The following is a 23,599-nucleotide window of genomic DNA, read 5'->3' as shown; positions in this document are numbered from 1 at the left end:
ATGCTTGCCCGTGTTTCGAGCGTGCTGCTGTGCGCGCTGCTGCTGGCGGCCGCACCGCGGGTGCAGGCGGCCGACCCCGCCGTCGATGCGATCACCCAGGCGGTGGCGCGGCCCGACGTGCTGCGTGGCCAGTTCAGCCAGGAAAAACAGGTCAGCGGCTTCAAGAACCCACTGCGCTCGCAGGGCCGGTTCGTGGTCGCGCGCCAGCACGGCGTGATCTGGACCACGCTCAAGCCCTTCCCTTCTGAAGTGGTGGTCACTGCCGACCGCATCCTCAGCCGCCAGCGCGATGGCAGCACCCGCGTCGAGCTCGACGCGCGGCAGCAGCCGGCGATGCGCTCGGTCAACGCGATCATGTTCGCGCTGATGAGCGGCGACGTGCAGGCGCTGTCCAGCCAGTTCAATGTTGCTGCCAGCCGCGAAGGGCAGGGCTGGCGCCTGCGCCTGACACCGAAGTCGGCAATGCTGGCCAAGGCCTTCGAATCGCTGACCTTGCAGGGTGACCGCTATGTGCGCCAGGTGGAGATCGTCGAGGCCAACAAGGACCGTACGCAGATCCAGTTCAGCGCGTTGAGCGAGGCCCCGGCCACGCTGAACCCCGATGAGGCACGCCGCTTTGAGTGACGCCGTGGCGTTGAACGCGCCGGACCGGTTGCGGCGCTGGTGGCGTTGGCTGGGCATCGCCTGGTTGCTGGTGCTGCTGGTGATGGGCGCACAGCAGTGGCATTTGTGGAGCCAGCAATCCCGGATCGACACCGACATCCTCGCGTTGCTGCCGCAGGATGCGCATGACCGCCTGTTGAGCGATGTCACCCGCCGCATCGCCGATGGCAGTTCGCGGCAGGTGGTGGTGCTGCTTGGCAGCCAGGACGGTACCGCCGCCAAGCGCGCGCAGTCCGCGTTCGCTGCGGCCATGGCTGCCGATGCCGACAGCGCGTTGCTGGTGCCCAGTGGTTCGATCGAAGGCTGGTTCGATGAGGCGCGCGCGTTCTATGCGCCGTACCGCGACCGCCTGCTGACTCCCGTCCAGCGCAACCAGCTGCAGAACAGCGAAACCGGGGCGCTGGCCGAACAGGCGCTGGCTGCGCTGTATGGCCCGATGGGCGCGCCGCGCCTGACCGACTGGCGGCAGGACCCGCTGTCGCTGTGGCCGCAGTGGTGGCAGCAGCAGGCGCAGGGGTCGGGCCTGCGCCTGGGCGATGACGGCCTGCTCGAAGCCGAGGGCAAGCATTGGGCGGCGTTGCAGTTCGATACGCCGGGTTCAGCGTTCCAGCTCGATGGCGAGCGCCATCTTGATGGCCTGCTGGAGCGGGCCGGAAAGGCGGCCAAGGCGGCTGCGCCGTCGCTGGAGATCCTGCATGCCGGTGTGCCGCTGCATGCTGAAGCGGCGGCGGTGCAGGCCAACCAGGAAATCAACACGATCGGTTGGGGTTCACTGGCTGCGGTGCTGCTGCTGGTGTGGCTGGCGTTCCGTTCGCTGCGCCCGATCCTGCTGGTGGCCGCCTCGCTGCTGATCGGCTGCGGCGTGGCACTGGCGGTGACCGTGCTGGTGTTCGGCAAGGTACACGTGTTGACCCTGGTATTTGGTGCGTCGCTGGTGGGTGTGGCTGAGGATTACGGCATTCACTGGTTCGCCTCGCGCCAGGCTGAACCGGCCGATCGCCGCTGGAAGCTGCTGCGGCATCTGCTACCGGGCCTGTGGCTGGCCCTGCTGACCAGCGCGTTGGCCTATCTGGCGCTGGGCCTGGCCCCGTTCCCAGGCCTGCGCCAGATGGCATTGTTCTCGGTGGTCGGCCTCGCCGCCGCCTTCCTCACGGTGATCTTCTGGTTCCCGTGGCTGGATGGCGGCGAGATCCGCCAGACCCGTTTCTCGCAGTGGCTGGGCAATACGCTGGAGCGATTCCCGCGCCTGCACGGCCGCCGTCCGGTGGCGATCTTCGTGGTGGCCGCGCTGGCGCTGTCCGCGGTGGGCATCGCGCGCCTGCAAAGCAACGACGACCTGCGCAGCCTGCAGTCGTCGCCGCCGGCGCTGATGGCCCAGCAGATCCGCCTGAGCCAGCTGCTGGGCATGCCCAGCCCGGCGCAGTTCTACCTGGTGCAGGGCACCGATGCGGCGCAGCTGCTGCAGCGCGAAGAGGCATTGACCGAACGCCTGCGTGCACTGGCCGATGACAAACGCATCGGTGGCTACCGCGCCATCAGTGACTGGTTGCCCTCACCGGCACGCCAGCAGGCCGATGCCGCGCTGACCGCGAAGGTGGAACCTGGGGTGCTGTCGGCCGTGTCCGAGGCCGTGGGCGAGCCGCTGCAGCGACCGCAGTTCGCGGATGCGCCGCTTACCGCCGAAGCCTTCCTGGCCTCGCCGGCCTCGCAGCCGTTCCGCCACCTGTGGGTGGGTGAGGTCGGTGGGCAGATGATCAGCGTGGTGATGGTTGATGACCTGTCGCGCGCCGATGCCCTGGCCACGCTGGAAGGTGCCGCCGAAGGCCTGCCCGGCGTGCGCTGGGTGGACCGCACCTCTGATTTCTCCAAGCTGCTGGGCCACTACCGCAAGCTGATGGGCGGGCTGCTGCTGGTCGGCATCGCACTGGTGTTCGGTGCGCTGTGGCTGCGCTACCGCCGCCAGGCCTGGCGCGTGTTTGCCCCGACCCTGATTGCCGGCGCGCTGACCCTTGGGCTGCTGGGCCTGTTCGGCCAGCCGCTGCAGCTGTTCAACGTACTGGCACTGATGCTGCTGCTGGGCATGGGCATCGATTACGGCATCTTCCTGATCGAGCACCGTGGCGATGCCAGCGCATGGCTGGCGGTGTGCGTGGGTGCGGCCAGTACCTGGCTGTCGTTCGGTCTGCTGGGCCTGTCGCAGACCCCGGCGCTGCGCGCGTTCGGCCTGACCCTGCTGTTCGGCATCGGCCTGGTCTGGCTGATCTCGCCGTTGTTCCGGCCGCCGCCGCATGACCTGCCGCCCGCCTGAACCTGTCTTCCGACTTCCTTCTTTCCACCTTATCGAGCAACAAGGACGCACCGATGAATACTGCTGTGGATGCTGTCGAACGTACTGAGATCCTGATCATCGGTGCCGGCCCGGCCGGCTCGGTGGCCGCGGCGATGCTGCGCCAGCAGGGCCGCCAGGTGCTGATGCTGGAACGCCAGCAGTTCCCGCGCTTCTCCATCGGCGAAAGCCTGCTGCCGCAGAGCATGGAATACATCGAAGCCGCCGGGCTGCTGCAGGATGTGGTCGAGGCCGGCTTCCAGTACAAGAACGGCGCCGCTTTCGTGCACGGCGAAGCGCGTACCGCGTTCGACTTCCGGAAGAAGTTCTCGCCTGGCTGGGGCACCACCTACCAGGTGCAGCGCGCCGACTTCGACAACGTGCTGGCACGCGGTGCCGAGCGCATGGGCACCACGCTGCGTTTCGGTGATGAAGTGCTGTCGGTCGAACCCGGTGAACAGCCCACGGTGAACGTGCGCCGCCCGGATGGCAGCGAATACCGCATCGAAGCCGACTTCATCCTCGATGCCTCCGGCTTCGCGCGCCTGCTGCCGCGCCTGCTGCAGCTGGAATCGCCATCCAACTTCCCGGTGCGCGGCGCGATCTTCTGCCACGTGCGCGACAACATTCCGGTCGAAGCGGACTTCGACCGCAACAAGATCCTGATCACCACCCACCCCGAGCACATCGACGTCTGGTACTGGACGATTCCGTTCTCCAATGGCTGCTGCTCGCTGGGCGTGGTTGCCGAACCGTCGTTCTTCGAACGCTACGAGGGTGACGACCTGCAGAAGCTGCAGGCCATCGTCGGCGAGGACCCCAACCTGACGCGCCTGCTGGCCAACGCCGAATGGGCGGTGCTGCCGGTGCGCCGCATCACCGGCTACTCGGCCAACGTCAGCTCGCTGTGGGGCCCCGGCTACGCGTTGCTGGGCAACGCCGGCGAGTTCCTCGACCCGGTGTTCTCGTCCGGTGTGACCATCGCCTTCAAGTCCGCGCAGCTGGCCAGTGAATGCCTGGCGCGCCGCTATGCCGGTGAAACCGTCGACTGGGAAGCTGAATTCTCGATCCCGCTGCGCGCCGGCGTGAAGACCTTCCGCCGCTTCGTCGAAAGCTGGTACGAAGGCGGCTTCCAGAAGATCATCTACCACCCGCAGCAGCAGCCCGAAGTGCGCGACATGATCAGCTCCATCCTGGCCGGCTACGCCTGGGACACCAACAACCCGTATGTGGCCGACGAAAGCGGCCGCCGCATGCGCGTCCTGGAGCAGCTGTGCAGCGCGTGATCGCCCGTGCCGCAGCACTGCTGCTGTGCCTGCTGCTGGCCGCCTGTGCCGGCCGCATGCCCAAGCCGCAGGTGGAGCTGCCGCCGCTGCGCCTGTCACCGGCCAGCCTGCCGGCGCCGCTGGCGCTGCAGCAGCAGCTGCATTTCCGCTTCGGCAGCCATGAACGCGATCTCGACGCACTGCTGGAGGCGGATGCGCAGCAGGTGCGGCTGGCGGTGCAGGCGATGGGCCAGACCGGCGTGCGCCTGCAGTGGGACGGCCAGCAGCTGACCCAGCAGCGCGCGCCGTGGCTGCCGCCGCAGGTGCGTGCCGAGCGTGTGCTGGATGACCTGCAGTTTGCGCTGTGGCCGACCGCCGCCATCGCCGCCGTGCTGCCGGCCGGCTGGGAGGTCATCGGCGACGGCCAGCAGCGCAGCCTGTCGCGTGACGGCACGGTGTGGCTGCAGCTGCAGCGCCTGGACGATGGCAGCGTGCAGCTGGACAACCGCGCCGAAGGCTATGCGCTGCGCATCGAATCGATCGATATGGCCGGGCAGGACCCATGAGTGCACCGATCTACCTGAACGACCTGGGCGTGGTCTGCGCGCTCGGCGATGGCCGCACTGCGGTCGCGTCGGCGATGTTCGCCGATGTGCCGGGCGGGCTCAGCGACAACGACAGCCTGCTGCCGGGGCGCACCCTGGCGCTGGGAGAGGTCCGCACGCCGCTGCCGGCGCTGGAAGACCTGCCGGTGGCCCTGCGCGGGCGCAACAACGCCCTGCTGGACGTGGCGCTGGCGCAGATCGCACCGGCGGTGGCCGCGGCGATTGCCCGCCATGGTGCCGAGCGCGTGGCGGTGGTGCTGGGCACCAGCACCTCGGGCATCGGTGAATCCGAGCAGGCCCTGCGCAGCCACGCCGAGCAGGGCCAGTGGCCGCAGGGCTTCGATTACGCCCAGCAGGAAATGGGCACCGCCGCGCAGTTCGTGCGCCAGCGCAGCGGCGCACAGGGACCGGCGTGGACCCTGTCCACGGCGTGTTCGTCCAGTGCCAAGGCGCTGATGTCAGCCGCGCGCATGCTGCGCGCCGGCATCGTCGATGCGGTGATCGCCGGTGGCGCCGATTCGCTGTGCCGCTTCACCGTGGCTGGCTTCAGCGCGCTGGAATCGGTGTCGGCGGCACGCTGCAACCCGTTCTCGCAGCACCGCGCCGGCATCAACATCGGCGAAGGCGCCGCGCTGTTCCTGCTCACCCGCGAGCCCGGCCCGGTGTGCCTGGCGGGGTGGGGCGAATCGGCCGACGCGCACCACATGTCCGCTCCCGACCCGCAGGGGCTGGGTGCCATCGACGCGCTGCAGCAGGCGCTGCTGCGCGCAGGCTGGGGCGCCGACGAAGTGGACTACGTGAACCTGCATGGCACCGCCACCGGCCACAACGATGCGATGGAAAGCCTGGCGGTCTCGCAGGTGCTGGGCAACAGCGTGCCAGCCAGTTCGACCAAGCCGCTGACCGGGCACACGCTGGGTGGCTCGGGCGCGATCGAGGCCGCGCTGTGCTGGATCCTGCTGGCCGAGAACCCGCAGCAGCAGCTGCCGCCGCACTGGTGGGACGGCGTGGCCGACCCAGCGCTGCCGGTGTTGCCGCTGGTCGCACCGGCCACCCGCCTGGCGCAGCCGCCGCGACGGGTGCTGAGCAGTTCGTTCGCTTTCGGCGGCAGCAACGCCGTGCTGGCACTGGAGCGTCGATGAACACGCTGTATGCAATCGAAGAGGTGGTGCCGCACCGCCAGGACATGTGCCTGCTGCAGCGCATCACGCATTGGGACCAGGACACCCTCGAGGCCGAACTGGTGGTGCCCGAGGCCGGCCTGTTCGTGGAGAACGGCGAAGTGCCGGCGTGGGTCGGCATCGAATACATGGCGCAGGCCATCGCGGCCTGGGCCGGCTGCCGCGCGCGTGCGGCCGGCAAGCCGCCGCAGCTGGGCTTCCTGCTCGGCAGCCGCCGCTACAGCAGCGCGCGCAGCAGCTTCCCCGCCGGTTCGCGGCTGCGCGTACAGGCGCGCTGCGAGCTGTTGGGTGACAATGGATTGGGGATGTTCGCCTGCCGCATCCTGGCAGGAGAGGACGAATGGGCGACAGCCAACGTGTCGGTGTTCGAACCGGCCGACGCGATGGCCTATCTGGAGAGTGGACAGGCATGACAGGGAATCGAAGCGTGCTGGTGACCGGCGCCAGCCGGGGCATCGGCCGGGCCATCGCGCTGCGCATCGCGCGTGATGGCTTCGACGTGGTGGTGCATTGCCGCAGCCGCCTGGAAGAGGCACAGGCCGTGGTGGCCGAGATCCATGCACTGGGCCAGCAGGCCCGCGTGCTGGCGTTCGACGTGGCTGACCGCGAGGCCGCACGCGCCGCGCTGGAGGCCGATGTCGAGGCGCATGGCGCGTACTACGGCGTGGTCTGCAACGCCGGCATCGCCCGTGATGGTGCTTTCCCGGCACTGTCGGCCGAGGATTGGGACCAGGTCATCCACACCAACCTGGATGGCTTCTACAACGTGCTGCATCCGCTGATCATGCCGATGGTGCGGCGGCGCAAGCCCGGCCGCATCGTCACCCTGTCGTCGGTGTCCGGACTGGCCGGCAACCGCGGCCAGGTCAACTACAGTGCCGCCAAGGCCGGCATCATCGGTGCCACCAAGGCCCTGGCGCTCGAACTGGCCAGCCGCCAGATCACCGTCAACTGCGTGGCTCCGGGCCTGATCGAGACCGAAATGCTCAACGATGAAGTGGTTGAACACGCGCTCAAGCTGATTCCCGCCGGCCGCGTCGGCCGCCCCGATGAAGTGGCGGCCACGGTGGCGTTCCTGCTGTCCGAGCCGGCCGGCTACATCACCCGCCAGGTGATCTCGGTGAACGGGGGCATGCTCTGATGGGCGCCGATCGTCGCGTGGTGGTTACCGGTGCTGCCGCCATCAGTCCGCTTGGCCATGACTGGCCCACCATCGAAGCGCACCTGCGCAGCTGCCGCAATGCCGTGCGCGCGATGCCCGAATGGGATGTCTATGCCGGCCTGAACACCAAGCTGGCCGCGCCGGCGCAGGACTTCGAGCTGCCGCCGAACTACAACCGCAAGACCACCCGCTCGATGGGCAAGGTCGCGATCATGTCGGTGCGCGCCACCGAGGTGGCGCTGCGCGAAGCCGGCCTGCACGAGCATCCAGTACTGCGCAGCGGCCGTACTGGCGTGGCCTACGGCTCCTCGTCCGGTAGCCACGAGGCCACCGGCGAATTCGGTCGCATGCTCAACGAATTCACCACCGAAGGCATCAGTGCCACCACCTACCTGAAGATGATGAGCCACACCGCGCCGGTCAACATCGGTGTGTTCTTTGGATTGTCCGGGCGCGTCTACACCACCTCCAGCGCCTGCACCTCGGGCAGCCAGGGCGTGGGCGCGGCCTACGAAGCGATCCGCAGCGGCAAGCAGACGGTGATGGTGGCCGGCGGTGCCGAGCAGCTCGATGCCACCGCTGCGGCGGTATTCGACACCCTGTTCGCCACCAGCGTGCGCAACGATGCGCCGCAGACCACGCCGCGCCCGTTCGATGCCGGCCGCGATGGCCTGGTGCTGGGTGAGGGCGCCTGTACGCTGATCCTGGAAGACCTGGAGCACGCGCAGGCGCGCGGTGCCACCATTCTTGCCGAGGTGGTCGGCTACGGCACCAACAGCGACGGCCAGCACGTCACCCAGCCCAGTGCCGACACCATGGCCCAGGCCATGCGCCTGGCGCTGGAGGATGCAGGCCTGGAGCCGGCGCAGATCGACTACGTCAACGCCCACGGCACCGCCACCGATCACGGCGACATCGCCGAGACCCAGGCCACCGCGCAGGTGTTCGGCAGCCGCATGCCGATCAGCTCGCTGAAGAGCTATGTCGGCCACATGCTCGGCGCCTGTGGTGCGTTCGAGGCCTGGATGAGCATCGAGATGATGCGCGCTGGCTGGTTCGCGCCCACCCTGAACCTGGCCGAGGTCGACCCGCGCTGTGGCCAGCTCGACTTCATCACCGGCCAAGGCCGCGAACTGCAGGCCGAGTACGTGATGAGCAACAACTTCGCCTTCGGCGGCATCAACACCTCGCTGGTGTTCCGCCGCTGGCGCGAGTGATCCACCGCCCCACCGCCGCTGTTCCCGCAACCTACCCGCACCCTCGACAAGGAGATGTTCCGATGCGCCGCACCCTGATGATCGCCACGGCCACCGCACTGCTGGCCCTGGCCTCCACCGCTTCTGCCCGCGATACCCGCGTGGAGCAGTCCCTGCAGGAACTGGTCAGTTCGCAGGCTGCCAAGGACGCCGGCATCGACGGCAGCGTCCGCTTCTACTTGGCCGGCCAGCCGGTCAGCGTGCAGCAGCGCCTGGGCGAAGACGTGACCAACAAGAAGACCAACGCCGCCAACAAGAGCGATGCCGAGGCCTGCCGCTGGGTCGCACTGTCGGCGCTGCGCGCGCTGCAGGACGGCGCCAAGTCGCGCGGCGCCAACGCCGTGGTCGACATCGTCAGCTACTACAAGAAGAACGAGTTCAAGAGCAGCACCAACTACGAATGCTACGCCGGTGCGATCCTCGCCGGCGTCGCGCTGAAGGGTACCTACGCCAAGGTCAAGTAAGCGCCTGCGTGGTGGCGGCCGTGGCTGAACGCCGCCGCCACATTGCTGAACCCCGCCGGGGAAACGCCGTCGATCACGCCGTCATCGTCGGCTGACGGCTTTCCCCGGTGTCGGCTTTCCGACACAATCATGGCTCTTCCCGGGTTATCGTCCCGCGGACATGCACGCCTACGTCTATAAAAGCCAACTCAAGCCGGACACCTACGTCTACGTTCCCCGTCGCGATGATTTCAGCGCGCTGCCTGCGCCGCTGCTCACCTCGCTGGGGACGCTCGCCTTCGTCCTGGACGTGGCCCTGGATGCCCAGCGCCGCCTGGCCCAGGCCGATCCGGAAAAGGTCCGCAGCGAAATGAGCGAGCGCGGGTTCTACCTGCAGGTGCCGCCGTCGGTGGCCAGCCTGATGCCGCGCCACTATGACTGACACGTCCCGTCCGCGCGCCCTGTCGATCGCCTTCGCCGTGGGTGCCGTACTGGCGCTGGGCGCCGCCGTGGGCGGCGTTCCGGGTGCCATCCTTGCCGCCCTGGCGCAGCCTGCGTTCGCGCTGGGTGTCTCGTGGTGGCGGCGCAGCCGCGCGCTGCTGCCGCTGAAGGTGGTCGCGCGCCAGGACCTGCCGGCGCTGCTGGCGTTGTGGACGGCAGCGCCGTTGTTGCTGGCGCTGCTGCTGGCCTGGCCGCTGGCCGCACTGCGTGACAGCGGCAGCCTTGCGGCGGTGCTGGGCCTGAGCGTGCTGGTCAGTGCCGGCCTGCTGGCGGCCTGGCGCACCTGGCCGCTGTGGAACGATGTCGAACGCCTCGATGGCAGCCTGGCCCAGCACTGGCAGGCGCTGGCCGGGCGCGACCTGACCGCCTGGCGTGGCCTCGGCGTGGCCGCGCTGGTGATCGCGCTGGCCGCGCTGGTGGTGCTGCCGGCCTGGCCGGGCCTGCTGCCGGAAAGCGCACGCTGGCCTGCCGCACTGGCGGTGATGCTGTTGTCTCCAGTGCTGCACCTGCTGCTGCAGCGGGTCGCGCCGGCACCGCTGGTGTCGCTGCGCGCGAGCCCGTTGGCCACCGCCAGCAACGAGCACGAACCGATGTTCGCCACCGCGGCCGAAACCGCGCCGCTGGAGGCGATGGCACCGCAGGAACTGACCCCGGCACTGTATGAAGCCGCCCGCCATGGCCGCATCGACCGGGGCCTGCAGCTGCTGCAGGCCGGTGCCGATCCGTATGCGCTGCCGGACCCGAACTGGCGCGACCAGCGCAGCCTGGCGGTGCTGGCGGCGGTGCTGCCGGACCTGCGCCTGCTGCGCGAACTGATCGCCCGCGGCGTCGATGTGAATGCGCCGCACCGGGGCATGACCCCGCTGCTGGCCGCCACCCGCGACAGCTGGCACGGCCGCCCCGAAGCGGTGATGACCCTGCTCGCCAACGGCGCCGACTCGCGTGCCGTCGACAGCGATGGCAACACCCCGCTGCACCATGCCGCGCGCAGTTCCGACCCGGGCGTGGCCGCGCTGCTGCGCGATGCCGCCGCCGAAGTCGATGCGTTGAACAACGAGGGCTGGTCGCCGCTGGCGGTGGCCTGCCAGGTCGGCAACTGGCGCCTGGCCCGCTTCCTGCTCGAACGCGGTGCGCGCAGCGAACCGGCCGAGGGCACGCCGGTGCTGCTGGCCGCCGCTGCCACCGAAGATGACGATCCGGCCGGGGTGCAGCTGCTGCTCAAGCACAAGGCGCGCGCCGACGCCCGCGATCGCCAGCGCCGCAGTGCATTGCACGAGGCGGCCCTGGCCGGCCACGTGGAGATCATCGGCGTGCTGCTCGGCGCCGGTGCCAATCTGGAAGCGCGCGATGCGCTGGGCCGTACGCCATGGCTGGAAGCGGCCCGTGCCGGTCGTGCCGCCGTGGTCGAGCATCTGCTGCCGCACAAGCCGGACCTGGTCGCGGTGGACGGCGAAGGCCGCAACGCGGTGCAGCTGGCGGCGATGGCCGAGGATGTCTCACCGCTGCTGATCAAGCGCCTGGTCGAACTGGGCATCGCCGCCGATGCCGCCGATCCGGTCGGTCGCCGTGCGGTGGACTACGCTGCCGAAGCCGGCCGCTGGGCGATCGTGGCTCTGCTGGACCCCTCCTATCCGTTGCCGGCCGCGGTCAGTGATGGCCTGGCCGAGCGCGGCGAAGCCGCCAGTGCCAGTGGCCTGCTGCCGGACCGTCCGCCGTTGACCCTGCTGCGTGAAGCGCTGGGCTTCGGCAACACCGAAGGCATGGCCGCGCTGGCCAAGCTGTGCCAGCCGGAAGAACTGGGTGGCCTGCTGCTCGATCCGGAACTGGCGCTGGAGCCGCGTGCGGTCGATTGGCTGCTGGCCCACGGTGCCGATCCCTACGTGCGTGACGCCTGTTCCGACACGCCGATGTTCGCGCTGTTGTCGCGCGGCATCGACGCGGTGCCGGCGCTGCAGGTCATGCTGCAGCGTGGCCTGTCGCCGGCCGGACGCGGTGGCCTGGCACGCTTCCTCGCCGCGTGTGCGCAGCACGACCAGGCCGCCCGTGGCCTGGAACAGCTGGCACTGGAACTGCTGGAACGTGGCGCCGATCCGTTCGCCGCCTCGCCGGCCGGTGATCCGCCGCTGTCGCTGGCGGTGCGCCTGGGCTGGCTGCGCCTGCAGCAGGCCCTGCTCAAGGCCGGTGTCGATCGCGAAGCGCGCGACAGCCATGGCATGACCGCATTGCATCTGGCCACCGCATTGGCCCGCGAAGGCGCGCTGAAGCTGCTGGTGCAGCACGGTGCCTCGCCGGAAGCCCGTGCCGCCGACGGCCAGACGCCGCTGGGCGTGGCGCTGTCGATTGGTCGCCGCGATCTGGCCGACTGGCTGGACTGGCGGGTATGGCCGTTGCCGCGCCGTACCCTGCGCGAGGCCGATCTGCCGGCCGCCGCGATGGCTGGTGACGTGGATGCGGTGCGCCGCCTGATCGATCTGGGCTTCGCCGTCGACGCGGTCGATGCGCAGGGTTGCACCGCGCTGCTGCGCGCCGCCGGTGGTGGCCATCTGGCGGTGACCGACCTGCTGCTGGCGCGTGGCGCCGATCCGCAGCACGCCGCGGCCAGTGGTGCCACGCCGCTGTCGGCGGCGGTCAGCATGCGCCAGGTGGATATCGTCTCGGCCCTGCTCGACGCCGGCGCCAAGCTGGAACACCGCCTGCCGGGCGGCGTGACCGTGCTGATGCTGGCCTCGGCGCTGGGCCTGCCGGACATCGTCGCGCGCCTGCTCACTGCCGGTGCCGACGTGCATGCCGGTGATGCGCAACAGCTGGGCCCGCTGCACTGCGCCGCGCTGTACGGTTTCAGTGCCCGCGACCGCTCGCGCCTGCTGGCCCTGCTCGACACCCTGCTGCTGGCCGGTGCCGAACCGGACCAGGCCGCTGCCGGTTCGGTGACGCCGCTGCTGCTGTTGCTGGGCGCGCGTGCCGAGCCGGGTACCGCCTGCGACGAGCAGGTGGTGATGGCGGCGGTGGAGCGCCTGCTGGATGAGGACGTCAGCCTGGACGTGCGCGATCCGCGCGGTTTCGGCCCGCTGCACCTGGCCGCGCTGCATGGCCTGCCGCTGCTGGTGCAGCGCCTGCTGCGTGCCGGTGCCGATCCGGAAGTGCGCGACAGCCTCAACCGCAGCCCGCGCGAGATCGCGGTGATGCGTGGCTTCATCGACGTGGCCGGTGAGTTCGAACCGCGCGTGCCGGGCGTTTCGTCGATGGCGCGGTTCCTGCGCGACAACGGCTGATTCCTGGAAAAGGGTCGTGCCGGCCGCTGGCCGGCAACCGCAATCTGTGGTGGGTGCCGACCGTTGGTCGGCACGCCTACTTGCCGTCGCTTTCCGCGTCGGCCTCGAACAGGTGCATCAGGTCGTTGCGTGCATCGCGCGAGGTCTGGATCACCGCCGCCTCGTCGTCGTACACCAGATACTGGTCGCGCAGCAGCTGTTCGTCGTGCTCGCGGAAGCGCTGCACATGGCGTTCGGCAACGTCCGGTGCCACGCCCAGCGCGGTCAGCACGCGGCCGCTCATCTCCAGGCTGGTGCCGAACACTTCGCGGAACGGCTCGGCCGACATGTCCATCAGGCGCCACGCATGCTGGCGGTTGCGTGCACGCGCCAGCACCGTCGCGTCCGGGTACAGCCGGCGCACCATACGCACCGCGCGCAGGTTGGTCTCCGGGTCGTCCACGGTGATCACGAACACATCGATATGCTCGCCGCCGGCAGCGCGCAGCATCTCCGGCCGGGTCGGGTCGCCGTAGTAGAGCTGGTTGCCGAAGCGGCGCAGGTCGGCCACGGTGTCCGGGTTCGCTTCCAGCGCGACGAACGGCACCTTCTGCGCGGTCAGCAGGCGCGCGATCACCTGGCCGAAACGGCCCATGCCGGCGATCAGCACCTTCGGCCGATTGTCCGGCGCCACCTTGTCGGCCTCGGCGGCCTGGCGCGGTGCGGCCTTCTCCTGGCCGAGCAGCTTGAGCAGCGCAATCATCAGCAGTGGCGTGATCGCCATCGACAGGCCGACGATGGCCACCAGCCGGTCATGGTTGGCGTTGCCCAGCAGGTGCGCGCGCTGCGCTTCGTTGAACACCACGAAGGCGAACTCGCCGCCCAGCCACAGCACGCTGCCCAGCAGCAGCGACTGTCGCGAACTGAGTTTGGCGATACGCCCGATCACGTAGAGCAGGCTGAACTTGACCACCAGCAGGATCGCCACGCCGGCAGCGATCAGCCACGGCTCGGCGGCGATGCGGTCCAGATCGATGCCCATCCCCACCGCGATGAAGAACAGGCCCAGCAGCAGCCCCTTGAACGGCTCGATCTGCGCTTCCAACTCGTGCCGGAACTCCGAATCGGACAGCAGCACGCCGGCCAGGAACGCGCCCAGGCTGGGGCTGAGGCCGGCTTCCTGCATGAACCAGGCGGTGCCCAGCACCACCAGCAGTGCGGTGGCGGTGAATACTTCCGGGCTGCGGGTGCGCGCGATGATGCTGAACACCTTGCGCAGCACCGGTCGCCCGCACAGGATCACCACGGCCAGCGCACCGAGGGCCACGGCGGCGTCTTCCCAGCGCAGGGTCTCGTTCTTCACCCCGCCCAGCAGCGGGATGGCCGCCAGCAGCGGAATCGCGATCAGGTCCTGGAACAGCAGGATGGCGAACCCGAGCCGGCCATGGTCGCTGTTGATCGCCTTGTGCTCGGACAGCAGCTGCAGGCCCACCGCGGTGGATGACAACGCCAGCGCCACGCCCACCACCAGCGCGCTCTTCCACTGGAAGTGGTCGAGCAGCAGCAGGCCGCCCAGCACCAGCCCGGACAGCGCCACCTGTGCCGCGCCGGCGCCGAACACCGAGCGCCGCATCACCTTCAGGCGTGCCGGCGACAGCTCCAGGCCGATCACGAACAGCAGCATCACCACGCCGATCTCGGCGGCACCGAGGATGCGGTCGGCGTCCTGCACGAAGCCAAGCCCGTCCGGGCCCAGCACCACACCGGCGGCCAGGTAGCCCAGCACCGCGCCGAAGCCGAACTTCTTGAACACCGGCACGGCGATGACCGCCGCCAGCAGCAGCACCAGGGCCAGTTCCAGACCACCGCTATGCATGGGAATACCTGGTCATCGGCGGAGCCCGCTGTGCGTCCATTCGGGTGGGGGAAGGGGTGGCGAGTGCCACCGCGTCATTATGCGCGCCGGCCTGTGTATGCACGAGAACAACCTGTCGGGCAGGCATCCTGTGCACAGCGGCCGGGTTGACCTGCATGGCCCACGGGTCCAGACTGCCCGCCGCTGGCGGCGCGTCCGCCCGCACACGCATCCCGGAGTCCCCAACCCATGTCCAGCGACAGTAGAAGTCGACCTCGTTCGACGCCAGCGATGGCCACCGCCTGACATCGGGACGGTTTGCCTGCGTTGGCGTTGCGCGAGGTCGCACCCCCACAAGGCAAACCCGATGAACCAGAAGCAATTGCTGCGCCCGGTGGCCGATGCCGCCGCACTGGCCGCGCCATTGGCGAACTACAACACCGCCGATGCGGTGGAATTCCTCAACACGCTGGAACTGACCCGCGCCGCGGAAACGCTGGCTGCGCTGCCGTTGCCGCGTGCGGTGAAGATGCTGGAAGCGCCGGAGCTGCACCGCAGCGGCGAGCTGGTGGCCGCATTGCCGCCGGCACGCGCCGCCGCCCTGCTGGGTCTGATGGCCGATGACCGTGCCACCGACATCGTCCACGAGCTGGACGAGGAAGAACGCGCGCGGCTGATCCCGCTGCTGGGCACCGACGCCCGCCAGGCCATCCAGAAGCTGCTCAGCTACCCGCCGAACACCGCTGGCGCGCTGATGACCACCGAGTACGTGGCGGTACCCGCCAGCTGGACCGTGGCGCAGACCCTGCAGCACATCCGCCAGGTCGAGCGCACCCGCGAGACGGTATACGCGATCTACGTGCTGGACCCGGCCAGCCAGCAGCTGCAGCAGGTGGTGACCATGCGCCGGCTGATCACCGGCCTGCCCGAGGAATCGATCCTGGACGTGGCCCAGGTCAATCCGCCGGTGACGGTGGATGCGCTGATGGACCAGGAAGAAGTGGCGCGGCTGATCCGCCGCCACGACCTGCTGGCGATTCCGGTGGTCGACGACCAGCAGCAGATGCTGGGCATCGTCACCGTGGACGACGTGCTCGATGCGCTGATCGAGGAATCCACCGAGGACGCGCACAAGTTCGGCGGCATGGAAGCGCTGGACAAGCCCTACATGCAGATCGGCTTCTTCGAGATGCTGCGCAAGCGCGCCGGCTGGCTGAGCGTGCTGTTCCTGGGCGAGATGCTGACCGCCAGCGCGATGCAGCACTACGAGGACGAACTGGCACGCGCGGTGGTGCTGACCCTGTTCATTCCGCTGATCATGAGTTCCGGCGGCAATTCCGGCTCGCAGGCCACCTCGCTGCTGATCCGCAGCCTGGCGCTGCGCGAACTGCGCCTGCGCGACTGGTGGAAGGTGGCCATCCGCGAGATTCCGACCGGCATGGTGCTGGGTGCCATCCTCGGCTGCCTGGCGATCGTGCGCATCGTGATCTGGCAGCTGGGCGGCCTGCATGACTACGGCGAGCACTGGATCCTGCTGGCGATCACCATTGGCGCGGCACTGGTCGGCATCGTCACCTTCGGCTCGCTGTCCGGCTCGATGCTGCCGTTCATCCTCAAGCGCCTCGGCTTCGACCCGGCCAGCGCCTCGGCCCCGTTCGTGGCCACCCTGGTGGATGTCACCGGCCTGGTGATCTATTTCAGCATCGCCGCGATGATCCTGCACGGCACGCTGCTGTAACAAAAAAGGGGACGGAGGGGATTAAGTCGTTTGTGCCACAAACGACTTAATCCCCTCCGTCCCCTTTTTTGGGTACCGTAGGCGCATGAGCACCTACCACCTGCAGTCTGTGTTCCGTCCGCAGTCGGTCGCGGTGATCGGCGGCAGCCCGCGTGAGCGTTCGGCCGGCCGTGCGGTGATGCGCAATCTGCGCGGCACCGGCTTCCCCGGCAAGGTGGCGTGGATCAACCCGCGGCATGCCGAGATCGATGGCATCCGCACGATCAAGCGGCTGAAGGACCTGGACTGGGTGCCCGACCTGGTGGTGATCACCGCACCGGCGGCGATCGTGCCGCAGGTGGTGCGTACCGCCGCCGAGCGCGGCGTGCAGGCGGCGATCATCCTCACTGCGCACCTGGGCGAAGGCCCGGGTTCGTTGTCCGCACAGGTAGAGGCGGTGGCGCGCAAGCATGGCCTGCGCATCCTCGGGCCGCACTGCCTGGGCGTGATCGCGCCGCACGCGCGACTCAATGCCAGTATCGCCGCACATTTCCCGCAGGCAGGCGACCTCGCCCTGATTTCCGAATCCTCGGCGATCGCCGCCGCGCTGGTGGAGTGGGGCGTAGCGCGCTCGGTCGGCTTCTCCGCGGTGGTCTCGCTGGGCGACACGATGGACGTCGACTTCGGCGACCTGCTCGACTACTTCGCCACCGACTACCGCACCCGCGCCATCCTGCTCTATGTCGAGCAGATCAAGGACGCGCGCAAGTTCATGTCGGCCGCGCGTGCCGCCGCCCGCGCCAAGCCGGTGGTGGTGGTGAAGTCCGGCCGCGCCGAACGCGTGCAGCCGGGCAGTCGTGATACCCATGTGCAGGCACTGGCCCGCGCCGACGACGTGTACGGTGCAGCCTTCAACCGCGCCGGCCTGCTGCGCGTCAGCGCGCTGGACGAACTGTTCACTGCTGCGGAGTCGCTGGGGCGGCTGGGTACATTCCCTGGTCGTCGGCTGGCGATTCTCAGCAATGGTGGCGGTGTCGGCCGACTGGCTGTTGATCAGCTGATCGCACTGCGTGGCACGCTCGCCACTCTGTCCGACAGCACGATTGAAAAGCTCGATTCGGTGTTGCCGCAGGGTTGGTCGCGCAGCAATCCGGTCGACATCGTGGTTGATGCGGATGGTGACCGTTACGCAGCTGCCATCGAAGCGCTGCTGGCCGACAACGAGAATGACGCGGTGATGGTCGTCAACGTGCCGACCGCATTCACCTCGTCTGCAGACGCTGCGCAGGCGCTCACCCGCACGCTCGGCCTGCGCCCGCGCCACCACCGCGACAAGCCAGTGTTCGCGGTATGGCTGGGCAATGATGACCAGGCCACCGCCACGCTCAACGCGGCGCGGGTGCCGACCTATCCGACCGAGGCGGAGGCCGTACGTGGCTTCCAGCATCTGGTGCGTTACCGCGAAGCGCAGAACGCCCTGATGGAAACGCCACCCAGCCTGCCGCAGGACTTCAATGTCGACGCGGCGGCTGCACGCGCGCTGGTCGATGCCGCGCTGGCCAACGGCCAGCAGTGGCTGGACCCGTTGGCCACCCACGAACTGCTCAAGGCCTACGGCATTCCTTCCGCGCCGGTGATGCATGCGCGCGATGCGCACGAGGCGATGGACCTGGCGCAGCCGCTGCTGGAGCGCGGTGCCACGGTCGCACTGAAGATTCTATCGCCCGATATTCCGCACAAGTCGGAAGTGGATGGCGTGCGCCTCAACCTGTCCACGCTGCCGGCGGTGCAGAGCGCGGCCAACGCGATCCTGTCGCGCGCGCGCCAGCTGCGGCCGGATGCGCGCATCGATGGCCTACTGGTGCAGCCGACCATCGTGCGCCCGAAGGCGCGTGAACTGATTGTCGGCATCGCCGATGACGCGACGTTCGGCCCGGTGATCGTGGTCGGCCGTGGCGGTACCGCAGTTGAAGTGATCAATGACAAGGCACTGGCATTGCCGCCGCTGGATCTGCGCCTCGCCCACGAGCTGATTGGCCAGACCCGCGCCTCGCGCATCCTCAAGGCCTACGGTGATGTGCCTGCCGCTGACGAGCGCGCACTGGCATTGGCGCTGGTCAAGCTGGCACAACTGGCCGCCGACATTCCCGAAGTGCGCACGCTGGACATCAACCCGCTGCTGGTCGACAGCAAGGGCATTCTTGCCCTCGACGCACGCGTGGCGGTGGCGCCGTCGCGCATTCTGCACAAGGGCCGCGGTCATCCGCGCTTCTCGGTGTTCCCGTACCCGAAGGAGTGGGAGCGCACCATCGAACTGTCCGATGGCGGCCGCGCCTTCGTGCGTCCGGTGCGTCCGGAAGACGATGCGCTGTTCCGCGCATTCTTCGCCCGGGTCAGTGACGAGGACCTGCGCCTGCGCTTCTTCCAGTCGGTGAAGCATTTCAGCCACGAGTTCATCGCGCGCCTGACCCAGCTCGATTACGCACGCTCGATCGCACTGGTGGCGATCGAGCCACGCAGCGGCGAAATGCTTGGCGCGGTGCGCCTGCACGCCGATGCCGATTACCACCGTGGCGAATACGGCATCCTGATCCGCTCGGACCTGAAGGGCCACGGCATCGGCTGGCGGCTGATGGCGATCATGATCGAGTACGCCAAGTGGCTGGGCCTGGACGTGGTGGAAGGCCAGGTGCTGCGCGAGAACAGCACCATGCTGGCGATGTGCCAGAGCCTGGGCTTCAAGACCAAACTCGACCCGGACGACCCGACGGTGATGATGGTGACCCTGCCGGTGCAGCAGGTCGAGGTGCCCGAAACCGCTCTGTAGAGCCGAGCCCACGCTCGGCTGCTTTTGCGTACGCTTGGCGGCTGCATCACCGCAACGGTTCCACCACCACCGCCGTGCCATAGCACAGCACCTCGGTCAGCCCGGTCATCACGTCGGTGGCGTCGTAGCGCATGCCGATGATGGCGTTGGCGCCCAGCTGCCGCGCGTGCTTGACCATGTCGCGGTAGGTTTCCTCGCGGGCCTGTTCGCACAGCTCGGTGTAGATGGTGATGTTGCCGCCGAAGAGCGTCTGGATGCCGCCGAGGAAGTTGCCGACGATCGAGCGTGAGCGCACGGTGATGCCGCGTACCACGCCCAGGTTGCGCACCACGCGATGGCCGGGCAGCTCGAAGGCGGTGGTGACCAGTGCATCGTCGAAACGCAGCGCGGGTGGGGACGTGGGGCTGCTCTTGTAGGGGTCTGCCATGGCCGCATCCTTGGAACGGGTAGGGTCGAGGGCTGCATCCTAGCGTGCCGCTGCGCTGCCGACCCGGTTTCGCAACGCACAGGGCCAGCCACGGCATGTCCTTGCCACCGCACCGGCGCGACAATACCCCCATGACCGACCGTATCCCCCTGCTGCTGCTGCCCGGCCTGCTCAACGATGCTGAACTGTGGCGCGCGCAGTTGACCGACCTGGCCGACATTGCCGATTGCACCGTAGGTGACCAGACCCGCGGCGAGACCCTCCAGGCGGTGGCCGAGGACGTGCTGGCACAGGCACCGGAGCGCTTTGCCCTGGCCGGTTTCTCGCTGGGTGGCTTCGCGGCCCAGCAGATCCTGCGTATCGCGCCGGAACGCGTGCTGCAGCTGGCGCTGATCGATACCTCGATCCACGCCGATTCACCGGAACGTGCCGAACAGCGCCGCAGCCAGCGCGCCAGCGTACGACTGCCCGGCAAGTTCCATGGTTTCGGCGATGTGCTGATGCGTAGCTACATCGACGCCTCGCGGCTGGACGACTACGTGCTGGTGCAGCGCGTGCGTGACATGACCGCCCGCCTGGGCGCGGAAGTGTTCCTGCGCCAGAGTGCGCTGGAACGCCGTGATGGCCATGATGTGTTGGTGGGTTACCGCGACCCGCTGCTGATCGTATGTGGCGCCAATGACCGCATTACGCCGCTCGCCGTGAGCGAGGAAATGCACGCGCTGGTGCCACACTCGCAGCTGGTGGTGGTGCCCGACTGCGGGCACCTGGCACCGATGGAAAAGCCGGACGAGGTCAGTGCGGCGATGCGAGGCTGGTTGTTGCAGGCCTGATGGATCCGCCGGGCATGGCCCGGCGCTACCCACGCGTATCCGGTAGCGCCGGGCCATGCCCGGCGGCCGCTCTTCAATCCCAGGCCGGCGCAATGCCTTCCGGATTGGCCAGGCGGTGCCCACGATCCAGCTTGGCGATCTGTGCCATGTCTTCGTCGGTCAGGCGGATCGCGGCCGCTTCCAGGTTGCTGGCCAGATTCTCGCGCTTGGTCGAGGACGGAATGACCGAGAAGCCCTGCTGCAGTGCCCAGGCCAGTGCGATCTGCGCGGGCGTGGCCTGGTGACGGCCGGCAATGGCCTGGATCACCGGGTCCTTGATTACCTCGCCATAGGCCAGGCTCATGTAGGCGGTAATGTGGATGCCGTTGTCCTGCAGGAACTTCACCAGCAGGCGGTTCTGCAGGTACGGATGGATCTCGATCTGGTTGGTGGCGATCGCATCGGCGCCGAGGATCTCGATCGCCTTGCGGGTCTGGGCGATGGTGAAGTTGGAGATGCCGATCGCCCTGGTCAGCCCCTGCGCCTTGGCTTCGGCCAGCGCCGGCAGGTACTCCTCCATCGGCACATCGACCTTGTCGTTCGGCGAGGGCCAATGGATCAGCGCCAGGTCGACGCGATCGGTGCGCAGCTTTTCCAGGCTGGTACGCAGGCTGGCCAGCAGCGCATCATGCTTGAACTCGGAGATCCACACCTTGGTGGTGAGGTACAGGTCATCACGCGGCACGCCGGACTCGGCGATGGCTTGGCCGACTTCGGCTTCGTTGCCATAGATCTGCGCGGTATCAACGGCGCGGTAGCCGACGTCCAGTGCATTGCGCACCGAGTCGATCACGGTCTGGTCCTTCAGGCGGAAGGTACCAAGGCCAAAAGCGGGAACAGTCATGGGAAGCTCCAAGGGGGAGGGAGTCGCAAAGGAAAGAGGGTAGGGCAGGTGCCGTATGCATGCCGGCAACGCTGCATTGCATGAATCAATGCGCGGCCACGGCGATGCCATCGGCGCGATCATCGATGCCATCACGACGGTCCAGGCGGCCGCTGAGCACGGTCAATGCATACGCGCCCACCACCACCAGTGCGCCCAGCCACGGCGTGTGCATCAGGCCGATGTTCTCCACCACCAGCCCGCCGAGCGAGGCGCCCAGCGCGATGCCGATGTTGAAGGCGGCGATGTTCAGCCCCGAGGCCACGTCAGTGGCCTGCGGCGCATAGCGCTGCGCCTGCTTGACCACATACACCTGCAGGCCGGGTACGTTGCCGAAGGCCACCGCACCCAGTGCCAGCACCGTCAGCAGCATCAACCAGGTGGTGTAGGCGGTGAAGGTGAGCACGAACAGCACGACGGCCAGCAGGGCGAAGATGCGCTTCAGCGCGGGCACCGGGCCCATGCGGTCGGCCATGCGCCCGCCCCACAGGTTGCCGATCGCCACCGACACGCCGTACACAAGCAGCACCAGGCTGACCGCATTGGCGGAGAAACCGGTGACGTCCTGCAGGATCGGCGCCAGATAGGTGAAGGCCAGGAAGGTGCCGCCGTAGCCAAGTGCGGTCATCGCATAGACCAGCAGCAGGCGGGGTTGGGCCAGCACAGCCAGCTGCTGGCGGAAACTGGCGGGCGCACTCTGCGGCACGCTGCGCGGCACGAACAGCAGCGCGCCGAGCAGGGCGATCACGCCGAGGCCGGCTACCGCCAGGAAGGTGGCACGCCAGCCCAGGTGCTGGCCGATGAAAGTGCCCAGCGGCACACCGGTCACCAGCGCCACGGTCAGGCCGGTGAACATGATGGCGATGGCACTGGCGGCCTTCTCCTTCGGCACCACCGCGGTGGCGATGATCGAACCGATCGAGAAGAACACGCCGTGGGCCAGGCCGGTGAGGATGCGCGCGGCGATCAGCGACGTGTAGCCCGGCGCCAGGAAGGCGATGACGTTGCCAAGCGTGAACAGCACCATCAGCGCCACCAGCAGGGTCTTGCGCGGCACGCGGCCGGTCAGCGCGGTCAGCACCGGCGCACCGATGGCCACCCCGAGGGCATACAGCGAGACCAGCAGGCCTGCGGAGGGCAGGCTGACCTGCAGATCGGCGGCAATGGTGGGAATCAGGCCGACGATGACGAACTCGGTGGTGCCGATGGCGAAGGCACCGAGGGTCAACGCCAGCAGGGCGAGGGGAATGCCACGGATCATGGCCGGCTCCGGAGGGAAGGAAGGCGCGCAGTGTGCGCGGTGCACCTTTGCCGAAAAACCAGTCTTCACGCCAATCACTATTGCCGCTCAGTCAATAATGGCGGGATGAAGACCACTCTCGATGAAATGCAGGCCTTCCTCGCGGTGATCGACAGCGGGTCGATCAGTGCCGCTGCCGAGCAGCTGGGGCAGACGCCCTCGGGCGTGAGCCGTGCGCTGGGGCGGCTGGAGGACAAGCTGGGGATCACCCTGCTGACCCGCACCACCCGCCGCCTGCACCTGACTGCCGAGGGCGAGGCGTTCCTGCGCCATGCCCGGGCGATCATCGATGCGGTGGAATCGGCCGAGGAACAGATGGCGGCACGCCGCGAGCGCCCGGCAGGGCGCCTGCGCGTGGATGCGGCGATGCCGTTCGTGCTGCACGTGATCGCGCCGCTGGTGAGCGGCTATCGTGCGCGCTACCCGGAAGTGCAGCTGGAGTTGAACAGCTCCGACCGCTACATCGACCTGCTGGAGCGGCGCACCGATCTGGCGATCCGGATCGGGCCACTGGCCGACTCCACATTGCATGCGCGGCCGCTGGGGCGGTGCCAGCTGCGGCTGGTGGCAAGCCCGGCCTACCTGGCTGCACACGGCGAACCGGCCAGCGTCGCCGCACTGGGCCAGCACACACTGCTCAGCTTCAACGAGCCGGAGTCACTCAACCGCTGGCCGTTGCCCGGAGAGTCGGATGGGCTGCTGCTGGTGCGGCCGGACATCGCCGTGTCCAGTGGCGAGACACTGCGCCGTCTGGCGGTGGAAGGTGTCGGCATCACCTGCCTGTCCGACTTCGTCACCGATAGCGACCGCGCTGCTGGCACCCTGGTGCCGGTGCTGGCGGCGCAGACGCTGGATGTGTACCAGCCGATCCACGCGGTGTATTACCGCAACACGGCGGTATCGGCGCGGATCAGCTCGTTCCTGGATTACCTGGGTGAAGCAATGGCGCAGAGCGGTTACCTGCGCTGATCGGATTCGGGTGGGTGCGGACCGTTGGTCCGCACTGCACCTGCCATCGCCCGACCAACGGTCGGGCGCTACCCATCTGACGCTGGCCGGCAACCG

General features: G+C 68.5%; 19 protein-coding genes. 15 read left to right on the top strand and 4 right to left on the bottom strand.

Annotated features, from left to right (window positions below):
• The 11 genes from GOC52_RS19940 (at position 1) to GOC52_RS19890 (ending at position 12,674) form a co-directional block, all read left to right on the top strand.
• Entirely contained in the window at positions 1 to 624 is a 624-nt protein-coding gene (locus GOC52_RS19940; RefSeq protein ID WP_191851491.1) for an outer membrane lipoprotein carrier protein LolA, read from the top strand.
• A complete protein-coding gene (locus GOC52_RS19935; protein WP_238794414.1) occupies positions 602 to 2,971 on the top strand; it encodes an MMPL family transporter in 2,370 nt (789 codons plus the stop codon). The genes GOC52_RS19940 and GOC52_RS19935 overlap by 23 nt, the downstream gene beginning before the upstream one ends.
• A 53-nt stretch (positions 2,972 to 3,024) precedes the next feature.
• On the top strand, positions 3,025 to 4,275 hold the full coding sequence (locus GOC52_RS19930) for an NAD(P)/FAD-dependent oxidoreductase (RefSeq protein ID WP_191850296.1): 1,251 nt from the start codon (positions 3,025 to 3,027) through the stop codon (positions 4,273 to 4,275).
• Complete coding sequence (locus GOC52_RS19925) at positions 4,263 to 4,820, top strand: DUF3261 domain-containing protein (RefSeq protein ID WP_191850294.1); 558 nt, start codon at positions 4,263 to 4,265, stop codon at positions 4,818 to 4,820. The genes GOC52_RS19930 and GOC52_RS19925 overlap by 13 nt, the downstream gene beginning before the upstream one ends.
• The gene (locus GOC52_RS19920; protein ID WP_191850292.1) at positions 4,817 to 6,001 is read left to right on the top strand and encodes a beta-ketoacyl-ACP synthase; all 1,185 of its coding nucleotides are present in this window, start codon (positions 4,817 to 4,819) and stop codon (positions 5,999 to 6,001) included. Before GOC52_RS19925 ends, GOC52_RS19920 begins: the two co-directional genes overlap by 4 nt.
• A complete protein-coding gene (locus GOC52_RS19915; protein WP_010482310.1) occupies positions 5,998 to 6,453 on the top strand; it encodes an ApeP family dehydratase in 456 nt (151 codons plus the stop codon). Before GOC52_RS19920 ends, GOC52_RS19915 begins: the two co-directional genes overlap by 4 nt.
• Entirely contained in the window at positions 6,450 to 7,181 is a 732-nt protein-coding gene (locus tag GOC52_RS19910) for a 3-ketoacyl-ACP reductase FabG2 (protein WP_180889488.1), read from the top strand. Before GOC52_RS19915 ends, GOC52_RS19910 begins: the two co-directional genes overlap by 4 nt.
• Entirely contained in the window at positions 7,181 to 8,419 is a 1,239-nt protein-coding gene (locus GOC52_RS19905) for a beta-ketoacyl-ACP synthase (RefSeq protein ID WP_191850290.1), read from the top strand. Before GOC52_RS19910 ends, GOC52_RS19905 begins: the two co-directional genes overlap by 1 nt.
• A gap of 62 nt (positions 8,420 to 8,481) precedes the next feature.
• Entirely contained in the window at positions 8,482 to 8,922 is a 441-nt protein-coding gene (locus GOC52_RS19900; RefSeq protein WP_010482305.1) for a hypothetical protein, read from the top strand.
• Between the two features lie 160 nt (positions 8,923 to 9,082).
• A complete protein-coding gene (locus GOC52_RS19895; RefSeq protein WP_010482302.1) occupies positions 9,083 to 9,343 on the top strand; it encodes a YcgL domain-containing protein in 261 nt (86 codons plus the stop codon).
• On the top strand, positions 9,336 to 12,674 hold the full coding sequence (locus GOC52_RS19890; protein ID WP_049413128.1) for an ankyrin repeat domain-containing protein: 3,339 nt from the start codon (positions 9,336 to 9,338) through the stop codon (positions 12,672 to 12,674). Before GOC52_RS19895 ends, GOC52_RS19890 begins: the two co-directional genes overlap by 8 nt.
• Positions 12,675 to 12,750: 76 nt before the next feature.
• On the opposite strand, the gene GOC52_RS19885 is transcribed toward GOC52_RS19890, so the two are convergent.
• The gene (locus GOC52_RS19885; RefSeq protein ID WP_010482289.1) at positions 12,751 to 14,529 is read right to left on the bottom strand and encodes a monovalent cation:proton antiporter-2 (CPA2) family protein; all 1,779 of its coding nucleotides are present in this window, start codon (positions 14,527 to 14,529) and stop codon (positions 12,751 to 12,753) included.
• A gap of 346 nt (positions 14,530 to 14,875) precedes the next feature.
• Here GOC52_RS19885 and mgtE point away from each other — a divergent pair, with 346 nt between their 5' ends.
• A complete protein-coding gene (gene mgtE, locus GOC52_RS19880) occupies positions 14,876 to 16,246 on the top strand; it encodes a magnesium transporter (RefSeq protein ID WP_057502991.1) in 1,371 nt (456 codons plus the stop codon).
• Positions 16,247 to 16,331: 85 nt separating this feature from the next.
• Positions 16,332 to 19,052: a bifunctional acetate--CoA ligase family protein/GNAT family N-acetyltransferase gene (locus GOC52_RS19875; RefSeq protein ID WP_191850288.1), complete on the top strand. Its 2,721-nt coding sequence runs from the start codon at positions 16,332 to 16,334 to the stop codon at positions 19,050 to 19,052.
• Between the two features lie 46 nt (positions 19,053 to 19,098).
• On the opposite strand, the gene GOC52_RS19870 is transcribed toward GOC52_RS19875, so the two are convergent.
• Positions 19,099 to 19,479, bottom strand: a complete 381-nt coding sequence (locus tag GOC52_RS19870) for a YbjQ family protein (protein ID WP_043399533.1) — start codon at positions 19,477 to 19,479, stop codon at positions 19,099 to 19,101.
• Positions 19,480 to 19,610: 131 nt separating this feature from the next.
• Here GOC52_RS19870 and GOC52_RS19865 point away from each other — a divergent pair, with 131 nt between their 5' ends.
• Positions 19,611 to 20,312: an alpha/beta fold hydrolase gene (locus GOC52_RS19865; RefSeq protein ID WP_043399531.1), complete on the top strand. Its 702-nt coding sequence runs from the start codon at positions 19,611 to 19,613 to the stop codon at positions 20,310 to 20,312.
• A 73-nt stretch (positions 20,313 to 20,385) separates the two neighbouring features.
• Here GOC52_RS19865 and dkgB read toward each other — a convergent pair whose 3' ends face one another.
• The gene (dkgB, locus tag GOC52_RS19860) at positions 20,386 to 21,195 is read right to left on the bottom strand and encodes a 2,5-didehydrogluconate reductase DkgB (protein WP_010482282.1); all 810 of its coding nucleotides are present in this window, start codon (positions 21,193 to 21,195) and stop codon (positions 20,386 to 20,388) included.
• A gap of 85 nt (positions 21,196 to 21,280) precedes the next feature.
• The gene (locus GOC52_RS19855) at positions 21,281 to 22,495 is read right to left on the bottom strand and encodes an MFS transporter (RefSeq protein WP_191850286.1); all 1,215 of its coding nucleotides are present in this window, start codon (positions 22,493 to 22,495) and stop codon (positions 21,281 to 21,283) included.
• Between the two features lie 105 nt (positions 22,496 to 22,600).
• Between GOC52_RS19855 and GOC52_RS19850 the strand changes: the two genes are divergently transcribed.
• Entirely contained in the window at positions 22,601 to 23,503 is a 903-nt protein-coding gene (locus GOC52_RS19850; protein WP_049454144.1) for a LysR family transcriptional regulator, read from the top strand.
• The last annotated feature ends 96 nt before the right edge of the window (positions 23,504 to 23,599 follow it).

It is taken from the genome of Stenotrophomonas sp. SXG-1, from assembly GCF_014083965.1.
In the GTDB taxonomy this organism is placed as follows: Bacteria; Pseudomonadota; Gammaproteobacteria; order Xanthomonadales; family Xanthomonadaceae; genus Stenotrophomonas; species Stenotrophomonas geniculata.
Note: the sequence above shows the minus strand (reverse complement) of the source record. Positions and strands in the feature narration are given on the sequence as shown.

Excerpts from the sequence above, each read along its gene's own strand:
- GOC52_RS19895 (WP_010482302.1), top strand. The coding sequence starts at position 9,083 with ATGCACGCCTACGTCTATAAAAGCCAACTCAAGCCGGACACCTACGTC.
- GOC52_RS19940 (WP_191851491.1), top strand. The coding sequence starts at position 1 with ATGCTTGCCCGTGTTTCGAGCGTGCTGCTGTGCGCGCTGCTGCTGGCG.
- GOC52_RS19930 (WP_191850296.1), top strand. The coding sequence starts at position 3,025 with ATGAATACTGCTGTGGATGCTGTCGAACGTACTGAGATCCTGATCATC.
- GOC52_RS19900 (WP_010482305.1), top strand. The coding sequence starts at position 8,482 with ATGCGCCGCACCCTGATGATCGCCACGGCCACCGCACTGCTGGCCCTG.
- dkgB (WP_010482282.1), bottom strand. The coding sequence starts at position 21,195 with ATGACTGTTCCCGCTTTTGGCCTTGGTACCTTCCGCCTGAAGGACCAG.
- GOC52_RS19870 (WP_043399533.1), bottom strand. The coding sequence starts at position 19,479 with ATGGCAGACCCCTACAAGAGCAGCCCCACGTCCCCACCCGCGCTGCGT.
- GOC52_RS19905 (WP_191850290.1), top strand. The coding sequence starts at position 7,181 with ATGGGCGCCGATCGTCGCGTGGTGGTTACCGGTGCTGCCGCCATCAGT.
- GOC52_RS19910 (WP_180889488.1), top strand. The coding sequence starts at position 6,450 with ATGACAGGGAATCGAAGCGTGCTGGTGACCGGCGCCAGCCGGGGCATC.
- GOC52_RS19915 (WP_010482310.1), top strand. The coding sequence starts at position 5,998 with ATGAACACGCTGTATGCAATCGAAGAGGTGGTGCCGCACCGCCAGGAC.
- mgtE (WP_057502991.1), top strand. The coding sequence starts at position 14,876 with ATGAACCAGAAGCAATTGCTGCGCCCGGTGGCCGATGCCGCCGCACTG.
- GOC52_RS19890 (WP_049413128.1), top strand. The coding sequence starts at position 9,336 with ATGACTGACACGTCCCGTCCGCGCGCCCTGTCGATCGCCTTCGCCGTG.
- GOC52_RS19875 (WP_191850288.1), top strand. The coding sequence starts at position 16,332 with ATGAGCACCTACCACCTGCAGTCTGTGTTCCGTCCGCAGTCGGTCGCG.
- GOC52_RS19865 (WP_043399531.1), top strand. The coding sequence starts at position 19,611 with ATGACCGACCGTATCCCCCTGCTGCTGCTGCCCGGCCTGCTCAACGAT.
- GOC52_RS19920 (WP_191850292.1), top strand. The coding sequence starts at position 4,817 with ATGAGTGCACCGATCTACCTGAACGACCTGGGCGTGGTCTGCGCGCTC.
- GOC52_RS19850 (WP_049454144.1), top strand. The coding sequence starts at position 22,601 with ATGAAGACCACTCTCGATGAAATGCAGGCCTTCCTCGCGGTGATCGAC.
- GOC52_RS19935 (WP_238794414.1), top strand. The coding sequence starts at position 602 with ATGAGGCACGCCGCTTTGAGTGACGCCGTGGCGTTGAACGCGCCGGAC.
- GOC52_RS19885 (WP_010482289.1), bottom strand. The coding sequence starts at position 14,529 with ATGCATAGCGGTGGTCTGGAACTGGCCCTGGTGCTGCTGCTGGCGGCG.
- GOC52_RS19855 (WP_191850286.1), bottom strand. The coding sequence starts at position 22,495 with ATGATCCGTGGCATTCCCCTCGCCCTGCTGGCGTTGACCCTCGGTGCC.